Raw genomic sequence first — 12,129 nt, forward strand, 5'->3', positions numbered from 1 at the left:
TTCTTGGGAAAAGAGGTTTGCTCAAGAGCTTTCCTTTTAAAGGAGGATTAAATTCTTTTGTAAGAGCAAGGTAATTTTTGACAAAAATATTCCCAGGCCAATAATTATGTATGGGACGAAAAGCTAAAAAATACAATTAGAAAAAAGTGAAGTAGAGAATTGAAAGCAGGGGAAATTACAATTTCAATATTTTTATGTATTCCACTTTCCTTCCTTCAGTGATTTCAAGAATATAAACGCCGGGTTTTGATTTTCGAATTTCTTCTGATAACAAGTCAGAAATAGAATTTCTCTTGCCCGATAAATTAACCAAACGACTTCCTGAGGTATTAATCAATGTAACAAAAATTTCCTCATCCTGATTAAAAGACGGATCTAAACTTTCCAAAGTAAACTTGTCTCCTTTAACAGGATTGGGATAAACTCTCCAGGAAAGACCTGAATTTGAAGAAGTGCTATTAGATTTGACTGAGATGGTTTTACTGTAGGAAAAAGTGTCGCTAAAATCCACCTGCTTCAATCGGTAATAAATCAAACCACCTGAAATTGAAATTTTATCATCCGTGAATATATATTCTTGTGGAATATCAGACCAGCCTATTCCATTTACACTTCCGATAATTTGCCAAGTCCGGGTATTATCAGTAGACCTTTCTATCTCAAAGTGTGAATTATTCCACTCTTTTGCAGTTGTCCAAAACAAAACCACTTCACGGTTTGAATCATTGAAATCCACTTTAAAATTAAGAAAATCGACCGGTAAAATCCTGAAAGACTGCTTCACTATAACAACACCTGCTGCACCATTTCCTCCAGCTCCACTAATAGTTGCTCCACCGCCTGAACCTGTGTTGTTTTGCCCATTTCTGGAATTTCCAGAAGCATTAGCAGTCCCTCCTACTCCGGATGAACCTCCAACCCCTTGTGATACTCCAGGTCCTGTGGAAGTTCCTCCTCCTCCAGCGGCATAGACAACATTTGTACCTGAAATACCAAACACCCTTCCGTTTCCACCTCTTGCTCCTGCCTGAGCAGATCCATCTGGACCTAAGCCCCCATTTCCATCTGCTCCGCCGCCGCCACCACCAAAACTCCTTCCTGGAGGTGAAGTTCTGTTTCCATTACCGCCACCATTTCCTTGAGAACCTGTACCAGAGGCACCGTTTGGACTTCCACCAACAAAAGCGCCACCCCCTCCGGATCCTCCACTATTTCCATTCCTAGCTGATGCATTGGTAGAACCTCCACCGCCACCACCGATAGCTACATCTGAAATAAATTCAGAATTTCCTCCATTTGCCCCACGGGATGAGGCAGAAGTTGACCCCAATCCACCCGCCCCGACAATCACAGGAATGGTTGTTCCAGGGCTCAATGAATAAGTGGAAAAATGAAGTAACCCGCCAGCCCCTCCGCCACCTGCACTTGGACCCCGGCCGCCGCCGCCACCTCCTGCAACTATCAATACCTCTGCATCAATTAAGATTTCACCGGGAATAGAAGAATCAGGAATAGTCCAATCAGTACTACACCTAAATATGTAAATCCTTTCCACAAAATCTTCTCCGCCTGACATATATGGAATTTCAATCAATTCTAAACAATCCGGATTACCTCCTATATAGACTTCACCGTTGAGGCAAGATCCCCCTGATTGAAATTTATCGACAAATAATATCCCAGTGGTTCCATTAAGGCAACCTGCTCCAGAAAAAGTGCCTCCTACTGATAAGTAATTAGGCTGAAGATCATTTGCGGCAGAAATACTAGAACCTCCATTTATTGTTAAATTTCCGTTAATCGCTAATTCTCCATTTATATTAATTGAACCATTGTTGGTGGCATTCCCCCCTACAGAACCACTTACAATATTTAAAATACCGCCACCATTATTGGTAAGGTTGCCCCCAACATTGATTGCACCGGAATCAGAATTGATCAGACTATTGTTAGTGAGGGAACCCGAAATTGACAAATTACCTGAATTATCCAGTTGGGATCCACCATTAGAAGTTAGATTTCCGGTAATCGAAATATTTCCGTCATTGTTAAGCAAACCATTTATACTAACTGATGCAGAAACACTGATTTCACCTGAAAGAGAATTGGTCAAAATTGAGCCACTATTAAAGGTTAATCCTGACAGATTAAAAATACCGGAATTGACAACATCACTTCCATCATTCATAGTCAGGGCCCCGGTTAGGGTACCGGAATTATTGAATGAAGCACCTGAGGAATTAAGTATAATATTTCCCGAGATTGTACCGGAATTATTGATATCTGCCCCATTATTTGATGTGATATTTCCCGTTTGGCTGCCAAAAACATTTAGAGTACTTCCGGTTCCTAAACTCAATGCAGATGAATTACTCCCATAAACATTAATGGTAATAGGGTTACCGATATTTTGAAGTGCACCGGACATGGTGATGCCATTTGCAATACAGACAGTTAATCCGGTCCTGTTATTTAAATTTATTGAGGTAGATCTATTTGCATTGATACAGACAATATCATTGTTTGAAATAGATGGGTTTCCTGAAGCTCCAACATTTATAGTACAACTAGCACATTGTGCAAAAATTATCCCTTGTATTGGAGAAATAATTAAGGTTAAAATGGTAAGGAATATGCTTAATGATTTAAAATTCATGGTCTTTTTCAATACTTAATATTTATATTATCATATAAATATTTTAAAAAAAGAAACTTATAAACCTTTTTGGAAAATCTGTGGATTGAAAGGCGACTGAGGTAATTATTTAATTCGAATTGGGGATTGTTCAAAAATAACAATAATACAGCTCTAAACCAAAATTTGGGACTTATTAGTCAAGATTTGCTGTAAATTAAGGAGAAAAAGTGCAAAATTTTCCCTATTCAAACATAAATTGAATAGCTAAAAATTATAAGAATAAAAAGATCAAGTTATTCTCTTTATAGAAACATCTTAAATGCGAATTTATGTTGATAAACCTAAATTCTAAATCATAGAAAATAAAAAAAAGATTGGGGCTATTTGCACTTAAATAACCCCAATCTATTGAGTAAACAAAAATTTTTACCCTTTATTTCAATTTATTTTCTGTATCAACAAAATCACCTACGATCTTGCTATTAGCTCCCTTTTGAACCCTTCCAAAAACAGTAACGCTATTCCCTTCACCAATGAATTCCAAAGTAGCCCCTGAATTGAGATTTAAATCTCCATAAATCACCATAGAACCTGAAATTTTCATCACGGCATCGCTATTGATTGAAAGAGTATTATTTCGGTTATACTGACCAAACACAAAAGAACCATTCATCATAAAAACGCCTCCGCTATTCAGGTTCAGACTATTTTCAATGGCCAAAGAACCACAGAAAGTCAATTGACCTCCAATATTTACATTTTTCATCGAGGCCGCCCCTGAAAATCCAAACTGCTCATTTGAATTGACATTTAAATTTGTACTCCCTGAGTAAGGTGAAAGACTTCCGCAGTCTATTCCAGGATTCAAAGCCAATTCATCTTTCTCCTGTAGATTCAAAATCTGAAGTCCCCGAGCGCCGGAAGCGACAAAAATGTATCCTTTATGAGATTTAATAAAATTGGAAGATCCATTGATTCCCAAAATCCCTATTTCTTCTAAAACGTCATTTTCAACCAATTGGGAAACCGAAATACCTGCACCCCCATTGGCCATATAAACTTTACCATCGTCAAAAGAAACTGAATTGGTCACAATATCCCCTTCTTCAACACCATCAGGTTTCAAAGGGATGGAAAGTCTTTGTAAAATTGACCCTTTTTCGATTGAATATACACCTACACCCTTTGGTCCTTCTGATGCAAACATCAGTCCTGGAGACATATCTAATGTTCTTTTCGATTCTGCAATATCTTTTTCTAGATTGATGGAGGAAATAACTTTAAGGGATGAAGGATCCAAAATTTTGATGCCTTCTGTTCCGCTCAAAGCCCCAATAACCCCATTCCCGTATTTTACGGACCTTAGGTCGGTAAGGGGAAATTCTCCATTCATTTGTCCCTTTGAATCAAACAAACCCACCAAGCCATTGCTTCCACTTGCTACGATTACCCCATTTTCGGTTGGAGACACGTCTACTGCTGCCCAACCTTCAATATCAAATTTTGAAAAGTCAGAGGTAAAAGAACCATTGCTCACACTGACGACTATTAATTGTGCGGCAGTCTTTATCCCGGGTTCATTGTCAATATCGAAAGCTCCTGCGGCATAAAGTTTTCCCTGCTTGTAAGCTATTGAATTGATATCCCCATTTTTGAATATAGCCTGACCGGTGATTTTAGGATAAAGTGGGTCAGTAATATCGAATATTTCAATGGCACCAAGGAATTCAGCTCCTTCGGTGTTATAACTTACATAAGCATAATTTTCGGCAATATCCACATGTGTTGCTTTGAGGACTTTACCCTCATGTATAGGAGGGTCAACCTGCGAAACCATCATTAAAGGTACTTTGCCGGCGAGTTCTTCATCCTCCTTCAATCGGCCGTTGATAACATCAGAAGGAATTATGCCTATAACCCCTGCACCTTCAAGGGTAAATCTTGAATTCAGTGGTCCTGAATCAGTATTGATCAAAACTGTAGAATCCCTGACAGGTCCATCTACATCAGGTTGACAAGAAATAATGCCAACTATCAAAATGATAAAAAACAGTAATTTACGCATGTTTAAAATTTTGAATAATATTAAAATAAATAGTTAAAATGTAATTTTAGAAGTTAAATAGCTGAAATAAGAAGAACTGTATTTCATCAATCTCGCTTAATCAGTTTTTTTACCAATGTTTTTTCTTCGTTGTAGACATAGATGAGATAAAGTCCTCCACTTATCTCTTTCAAGTCAAAGACCAATTTGTCTTCATTTAAAAGTTTTGCCTTAAGCGGGATCTTGTTGCCATTACTTGACACGAGTACCACCTCGAGTTTATCTACATCTTTGGTCTGGATAAAAAGTTCATCAGATACCGGATTTGGATAGAGATGAATTTCCCAGTCAGGGATAAAGTCAACCCTGATGACACTGGTATAGTCATCCTTGCCATTAAAATCCAATTGTTGGAGCCTATAATAGTTTGGCCCTACCATTGGACTATCATCCCAGCCTAAATAATAAACCGGTTTTTCGCTAAGTCCTTCTCCTTTTACCTCTGAAATGTCTGTCCATGACCTGCCGTCTTTGGAACGTTGGATCACAAATTTTTCATTGTCTTTTTCTTGAGCAGTCCCCCATTCCAATCTAATGCGATTCTCAGTTGATTTGCCACGGAAATACAGCCATTGGACAGGTAATATCCTAAAGGACCCCTGAACTTCAGTATTATAAGATCCGGCCCAGGTATTGATTGTGATATTATTGCTGAACCCATTGTCGCCAGATGCCCACCAAATATGGTCAGGACCCAAAACCCCTGTGGTATTTACCATCAGAGATTGCGGACTATCACTCGGAGTCAATCCAGTTCTTGGTATCAGAGAATCATCCCAAAATATGCTGTTGTTTACTACTGAACCCGGTCTGATATTCGTCACTTTCATACCGAGGCTTTGCTCCAGATCAAAAATCGGAAAGTGAACCGGAAAGAAAACGACTGTTGCAACAACCTCCACATCACTGTCCGGAGGAACCACATTTCCATCCGCATCCTCACCATTCCAGTAAATCTGGTAGGTTCCGGGAGCATCATATTTTTCAGAAATTACAATGTCTATTCCTTCATCGTAAGAAAGGTTTCCGTTTAGATCGATCAACACATCAACAATGGCTGGCAGGCTAATTGTCAGATTTACTGTTGCTTCTCCTCCGACCTCTGGTGCTGGTTTTGGCTCATATTCAATCAGAAGACTGGCTGAAGGTGGTGCTGTGGATTTCCAGATAGAAGGATCAGGGTCACTTATAAACAATGGATATTGGAAATTAGAGGAAGTTCCTACCCTAGATCTTCTATTTTCCTCAAAAGTCAGGTCATTTCTAGGTCCATCTTTGTTTGCAAAAAAATTGGTCCATCCTCCACTCGATCCTCCAAAATTGATGTACTTGACAAAATAATCATCTCCAGATGCGGAGAAGGTATTGTCCACAGGAACATAAAATCCAAAATTGTCATGAAATGAATAGCTGTCCGGTGAAGACTTGGTAAGAGTCAAAGTGGTATTATTTGGATCTTGTCTTGAATTGGCAATACTCCAGAATCTGGAATATACTCGTCCTGTATGTTCATTGTATCCACCCGAAGAACTTGAGGCAACAGTAATATCCCAGAAGTTAATATTAAAGCCCGCTGTGATGTGGTTATTTGAGGTATTTGAAATCTCTACCCAAAATGCCCTATCCGCACCTGTGTTATTTGTAAATGAAAATCCTTGATATCCTGTCCCAGTAATTTGGGATGGTCCATCCAAAGCATTTGCTGCTGTACCAGGCCTTCCTTGCGAAGCCCCGCTACTATGCGCATCATAATCTTGGGAAGAAATCTGTGTCCTCGATGAACCTGAAGTTCCTGTTGGAAAAAAATCTGAAGAATTCGCATCATAAAACCACCTCACCCTAATATTTCCGGAACCAAATCTTCTAAACCCCCAAAAAACTGTTTCCCCGGCTTTTGCATAAACATACAACCTGTGACCTCCATTATAACCGGAAACATTTGAAGGCAAAAGCATATAACCTCGGTTGCCAAAACCTCCCGCTCCGGAATTGCTGGGATACCACAGCATACTTTGCCGGCTGTTTTGGGTGCCCCAATTCCCGGATCCTTCTCCAAATGTAAAGGAGGCAATGAGTAAAAAAGCTATTCCAAAATATATTCCTTTGAAACCATTTGATTTCAAAAAATGGGAATTCAATATTTCGTTAAAAATCAATATCATTTTGAGTTATTCTAAATAGTTTGGGTGACCCTAAAAGTCAATGGACATCGGAATGCCTCCATTAAAAATCTTATTGAAATAAATCAAAGGAAATTAATTAAACAAATTATTAGTTTACAAGACAGAAAAACCGCTGCAAAATCCATTTTTTAGATAAAAAAAATACCCTTATCCATTTGGACAAGGGTATTTATCAGAAAGTTAAATTTTGAATTTAACCGTTCATACTGATTAAAAATTCTATATTATCTCTTGTACCTTTCATTCTTTGAAGCAAGAACTCCATCGCTTCTTGGGAGGTCATGTCTGACATAAGTTTTCTCAAAATCCAGACTCTCTGCATTTCCTCTTTGTCCATCAATAGTTCTTCTCTTCTGGTACCGGATCCCGTTACATCAATGGCAGGATAAATCCTTCTATTGGAAAGTTTTCTATCCAAAGCCAATTCCATGTTACCGGTCCCTTTGAATTCTTCAAAAATAACTTCATCCATCTTGGATCCTGTCTCCACCAAAGCAGTCGCAATAATGGTCAAAGAACCTCCATTTTCAACATTTCTGGCAGCTCCAAAGAATCTCTTTGGTTTATGCAATGCATTGGCATCAACACCACCTGATAGGATTTTACCTGAACTTGGCACTACAGTGTTATAGGCTCTTGCAAGTCTGGTAATGGAATCCAAAAGAATGACGACATCATGACCGCATTCAACCATTCTTTTTGCTTTTTCCAATACGATGGAAGCCACTTTCACATGCCTTTCTGCCTGCTCATCAAAAGTAGAGGAGATTACCTCTGCTTTTACAGATCTTGCCATATCAGTAACTTCTTCAGGTCTTTCATCGATCAAAAGGATCATCAGGTGCACTTCAGGATGGTTTTCCGAAATAGCATTTGCAATCTGCTGCAAAAGCATGGTTTTACCTGTTTTTGGCTGGGCTACAATCATACCTCGCTGCCCTTTTCCAATCGGAGCAAACAAATCCAAAATCCTTGTGGAATAATTGTCGTGCTTGGTAGCAAGCTTTAACCTTTCCTCAGGAAAAAGTGGCGTAAGGTATTCAAAAGGAACCCGGTCACGGATTTCTTCTGATGTCTTTCCGTTTACAGTGATGACCTTGAGTAAAGCAAAATATTTTTCTCCTTCTTTTGGAGGCCTGATTGACCCTTTGATGTGGTCTCCGGTTTTGAGTCCAAAAAGTTTGATTTGAGAAGGTGATACATAAATGTCGTCCGGAGAAGCAAGGTAATTGTAATCCAATGAACGGAGGAAACCATAGCTCTCAGGCATGATCTCCAATACCCCTTCATTCTCAATGATTCCTTCAAATTCCTTCACACTGACATAAGGTTTTCTCTTTGATTGAAAAACTTCTGCGGTAGGAATATGAACCTCTTCTATGTCTTTAAAATTTTTCCTTTTTGGAATTTCTGCTTCTGACTCATGTACATGTGAAGTCTTTTCTGAGGAATTGTTAAAGGCAATAGGCTCGGGATCGTCTACAACTTTCCTTCTTGGCCTGATGAACTTTGGCTTTTCATCTTCAGCAGTAAATACAGGAACTGAATCTTTTGTTACTGGTTTCACAGGTTCTACAACAACCGGCCTTTCATGCTTAACCTGTTCTTGTTTCCTAAAAGGTTGATCTTCTGCTTTTTTTATTTGTCGATCATCGTTCCTTTTTACAGGACGTTCTTCATTTCTTTGGGAAGGTTTCTCCTCATTTCTTTTGATCGGCTTAGCCTCTGCCTCTGCCAGAATTTCTTCTTTGGGAATTGCAGTTACATTTTCTCTTCTGAATTTTGATTTGTTCTCCTGAGAGGTAGTTTGGGGTGATTCGGGAGATTCTTTTGATTCAGGCTTTGCCTTTAGTTCGACGGATTCAACTTCTACTACCGTTGGCCTTTTTTTAGGAAGTGCTTTTTCGTCTGTGATGGCTTGTTGGTCCAAAATGGCATATACAAGCTCGTCTTTTTTCAGCGTCTTAAAGTTTTTTACGCCCATTTCTTCAGCAATTTCCTTCAATTCAGAAAGTAGCCTGATTTTTAATTCTTCTATGTTATACATAAAAAGCTTATGGAATAATAAATAAGATGTGTAATTGTGTGATGATGTGTCTTGAGTATTTCTGAACTGAATGAAAAAGGGATTCAGAATAGGTAAAATCCAAGGGGAGAAGGATTTTGCGATACTATGATGCTACAATATTAATGTTTCATTAATTAAATAACAAATATTTACGCTGAGATGCAGATTTATTTTAGTACATCATTTGCCTCAAAACTTTTATAGATTTCCAATCGCCAGCCAATTCAAGATGGTTGCCATAGAAAATCAGAAAATGATCTAACATATTTTTCCTCGTTTTTGAAGTTGACTTGTCATCACAATAAAACGATTGGGTGATGATATTCCTGAGATAATCCTTTTCTTCTTCCATGACATCAGGACCTTCCGGATATTGCTTTAATTCAAAAAAAAAGGATTCCGAATCCTCAGGAGCAAACCCAAGGTATTTTGAGCTTTCCCACAAAAAAACCAATGGGAAGTGCTTAAGTAGGGTCTGTGGATCATCTAACAATTGGATGGCTGATTCAAGGAAATCGTAAAATTCCTCATTTTGGTAACCTTCAAAAACTGATTTACCCATCACTTCTGCCATGAACATGGCAATACCGGACCTCAAAAAATCAAAAGGTACAAGTTGAAATGGCGCTAGCAATTTTGCTTCAGAGATCCTGTTTAAATTACTCCCCTCCTTATCATAGACCACCAAATCCAAAAGTGTCAAAGGCTGATAAATTGCCATCTTGCTTTTCGTGGATTTTGACCTTGCCCCATTGACTATATAAGATTTGAGCCCAAATTCTCTAGTAAAAACCCTTACTATAATAGAGGTTTCACTGTATTTGATATAAGACAATACAATACCTTTTGTTTTTTTCAGCCTCACGTTAGTAGAAATTTACCGCCTTCATAAGGATACGCTTTCTTTCTGAAAATAATTGCCGAATTCAGTTTTGAATAAACACAAAATCCCTGCTCTAAATGATTGATTCAACCTTTCTTAGAGTTTTTCGGTGAAACATTTTCTACATCTTGCCTCATATGTTTCCTTTTCTCCAAGTACCACTTTTTCTTTGATATTTACTAGTCTAAAGGAATATGAAGCCAAATCACCGCATTTCATACAGATCGCATGGACTTTGGTTACATATTCAGCAACAGCCAATAATTGGGGCATAGGTTCAAAAGGATTGCCTTCAAAATCCATATCGAGTCCCGCAAGGATTACCCTTTTTCCTGAATTGGCCAATACATTGGCAACATGTACAATCCTGTTGTCAAAAAACTGCACTTCATCAATCCCAACCACATCACAGTCACCTGCTAGCAGAATAATATCATCTGCAAATTGAACAGGAGTAGACCTGATGGCATTGTCGTTATGAGAGACAACATCTGTATCATGGTATCTTTTATCAATTGACGGCTTAAAAATCTCTACTTTTTGTTTGGCAATAAAAGCTCTGTTAAGCCTTCTGATCAGTTCTTCAGTTTTACCCGAAAACATAGACCCACAAATGACCTCTATGTGTCCTTTCCTTTCCTGGTTTCTTGATTTGCCGATAGTGCTTTCTATAAACATTTGATGCTATTCACTGTAATCCATATGGGGAAACTTATTTTCTTCTGCGACAGAAACGAGGATTTCCCCTTTTATCAATTTTGCTTGGCAAGATAACCTTTCATGGCTTTTTAACCTGCCAATTCCCATGAAAAATTCTTCCCTCTCAGTAAGTGGAGAAAGGTTTTCCATCCCTTCATGGACGATTATTTTGCATGTGGTACATCTTCCTTTTTTTCCACATGCATGCATCCAATCGATGCGGTTTTCATGGATTAAATCAATAACTTTACGCTCCTCAATGGGGGAAATAATCTCCTTTTGAAATAAATTTTGAATGACAATTTTCAGCATGGTTTGTGCTTAATTCATAAAAAATACAAATAATACATATGTCCGCTAAGGTAAACAGCAAATACGTAGAAAACTACGCCAAGGAATTCAGTAAAAAAGTCTGTGAAGGGTATTTTCCTACCAAAAAGTACATGACAGGACAAGATATCATCACACTCACTCCAAGTGTTCAAGTCAACTTTTTCATTATCAAAACCCTTTTTGAAGCTTGGCAATTGGAATTAGAAAAATTAAAAAGCAATCCCTTTTTTGATTATAGAGATAAGACTGTTCACGAAGCCCTGAGGGAGTTTATGAACGTGTTATCCAGAACCATTAAAATTGAGAGGACACATTTTGAACCATTACTCGAGCAATCGGTACAAGACTCTATCCTTTTGGCAGTTGACCCTTTGGAATTTTATAAAAATGAATTTGGAAAATTAAAGGGACATGAAATCAACCAATACCTAAAAGAAAATAAGAAGTATATCAAGTGGCACACCAATTTGATCACCAATCTGATTGATAAAGCAGGATTATCATACACACACGAAGCTTATCAGGAAGCATTAAGTAATAATTTTCTGATTCAAAAAGAAAAATTGGAATCATTTAAAATCCTACTGAACAGCATGGGACAGGTAGTTTTTCTTGACTTTGACCAGATAGCAGAAGTTGATTTTATCAAATCAAAATCAGAAAAGAAAGTTGAAGCTATTCCTGCTTTGAAAGAGGCAGATGCATCTTACTTCGACTCCTTGGAGGAAATCAAAGATTCAGAATTTGAAATTCGGGTAGACTCGGGTCTCAAAGAAGAATTTGAAGAAAGTTTGCTTCAAGAAGAAGAGCAGGTTCTTGAAAACATACCTACCGAAAAACTTTTCAAAACCATCAGACCCGATCAGGGAATAGACCCTTCCAAAGTTTGGGTCAGGTTTGAAAATGAACAATACTCCATCATGAAAGGAAGCATCAAGGAACTGTCAGAAAGCATCGGGCTGAACCAAAGATTTATGTTTACCAAGGATCTATTTGATGGTAATCCGGATTTATTAAAACATGCCTTAAAATCGATAGATGAATGTGAAAGCTTCGTGGAAGCAATTCATCTTTTGAACGAAAGGTATGTAGGAGAATTAGGCTGGAACAAAGACTCTGATGTCGTGGATGAATTCCTCCAACTTATATTCAGGAAGTTTGATGTCAGAGGCTAATCCAAGCAAAAAGCCAACCCATTTACCACTCCCATATTTTGAGATA

Annotated in this window: 8 protein-coding genes; 1 reads left to right on the forward strand and 7 read right to left on the reverse strand. The window is 38.2% G+C overall.

What is annotated here, in order from left to right:
- Positions 1-175: 175 nt before the first annotated feature.
- From NU887_RS08715 to NU887_RS08745, 7 genes are all read right to left on the reverse strand, one after another.
- Entirely contained in the window at positions 176-2,428 is a 2,253-nt protein-coding gene (locus tag NU887_RS08715) for a glycine-rich domain-containing protein (protein ID WP_258422975.1), read from the reverse strand.
- Between the two features lie 643 nt (positions 2,429-3,071).
- A complete protein-coding gene (locus tag NU887_RS08720; protein WP_258422976.1) occupies positions 3,072-4,703 on the reverse strand; it encodes an LVIVD repeat-containing protein in 1,632 nt (543 codons plus the stop codon).
- 86 nt (positions 4,704-4,789) lie between these two features.
- Positions 4,790-6,904, reverse strand: coding sequence for a T9SS type A sorting domain-containing protein (locus NU887_RS08725; RefSeq protein WP_258422977.1), 2,115 nt, complete (start codon positions 6,902-6,904; stop codon positions 4,790-4,792).
- A 214-nt stretch (positions 6,905-7,118) separates the two neighbouring features.
- Positions 7,119-8,972 carry a transcription termination factor Rho gene (gene rho / locus NU887_RS08730; RefSeq protein ID WP_258422978.1) on the reverse strand — a complete coding sequence of 618 codons (1,854 nt, stop codon included), beginning with the start codon at positions 8,970-8,972 and terminating at the stop codon, positions 7,119-7,121.
- 193 nt (positions 8,973-9,165) lie between these two features.
- A complete protein-coding gene (gene recO / locus NU887_RS08735; RefSeq protein WP_258422979.1) occupies positions 9,166-9,858 on the reverse strand; it encodes a DNA repair protein RecO in 693 nt (230 codons plus the stop codon).
- A 114-nt stretch (positions 9,859-9,972) separates the two neighbouring features.
- A complete protein-coding gene (locus NU887_RS08740; protein WP_258422980.1) occupies positions 9,973-10,554 on the reverse strand; it encodes a thymidine kinase in 582 nt (193 codons plus the stop codon).
- 6 nt (positions 10,555-10,560) lie between these two features.
- Complete coding sequence (locus NU887_RS08745) at positions 10,561-10,887, reverse strand: 2Fe-2S iron-sulfur cluster-binding protein (protein WP_258422981.1); 327 nt, start codon at positions 10,885-10,887, stop codon at positions 10,561-10,563.
- A 38-nt stretch (positions 10,888-10,925) separates the two neighbouring features.
- Here NU887_RS08745 and NU887_RS08750 point away from each other — a divergent pair, with 38 nt between their 5' ends.
- Complete coding sequence (locus tag NU887_RS08750; protein WP_258422982.1) at positions 10,926-12,083, forward strand: hypothetical protein; 1,158 nt, start codon at positions 10,926-10,928, stop codon at positions 12,081-12,083.
- Positions 12,084-12,129: the final 46 nt, after the last annotated feature.

The sequence above is a fragment of the Aquiflexum gelatinilyticum genome (genome assembly GCF_024741135.1).
GTDB classification, from domain to species: Bacteria; Bacteroidota; Bacteroidia; order Cytophagales; family Cyclobacteriaceae; genus Cognataquiflexum; species Cognataquiflexum gelatinilyticum.

What these genes read in the sequence shown, in the direction of transcription:
- NU887_RS08745 (WP_258422981.1), bottom strand. Translation starts at nt 10,887, where the DNA reads ATGCTGAAAATTGTCATTCAAAATTTATTTCAAAAGGAGATTATTTCC.
- NU887_RS08725 (WP_258422977.1), bottom strand. Translation starts at nt 6,904, where the DNA reads ATGATATTGATTTTTAACGAAATATTGAATTCCCATTTTTTGAAATCA.
- NU887_RS08715 (WP_258422975.1), bottom strand. Translation starts at nt 2,428, where the DNA reads ATGTCCGGTGCACTTCAAAATATCGGTAACCCTATTACCATTAATGTT.
- rho (WP_258422978.1), bottom strand. Translation starts at nt 8,972, where the DNA reads ATGTATAACATAGAAGAATTAAAAATCAGGCTACTTTCTGAATTGAAG.
- NU887_RS08720 (WP_258422976.1), bottom strand. Translation starts at nt 4,703, where the DNA reads ATGCGTAAATTACTGTTTTTTATCATTTTGATAGTTGGCATTATTTCT.
- NU887_RS08750 (WP_258422982.1), top strand. Translation starts at nt 10,926, where the DNA reads ATGTCCGCTAAGGTAAACAGCAAATACGTAGAAAACTACGCCAAGGAA.
- NU887_RS08740 (WP_258422980.1), bottom strand. Translation starts at nt 10,554, where the DNA reads ATGTTTATAGAAAGCACTATCGGCAAATCAAGAAACCAGGAAAGGAAA.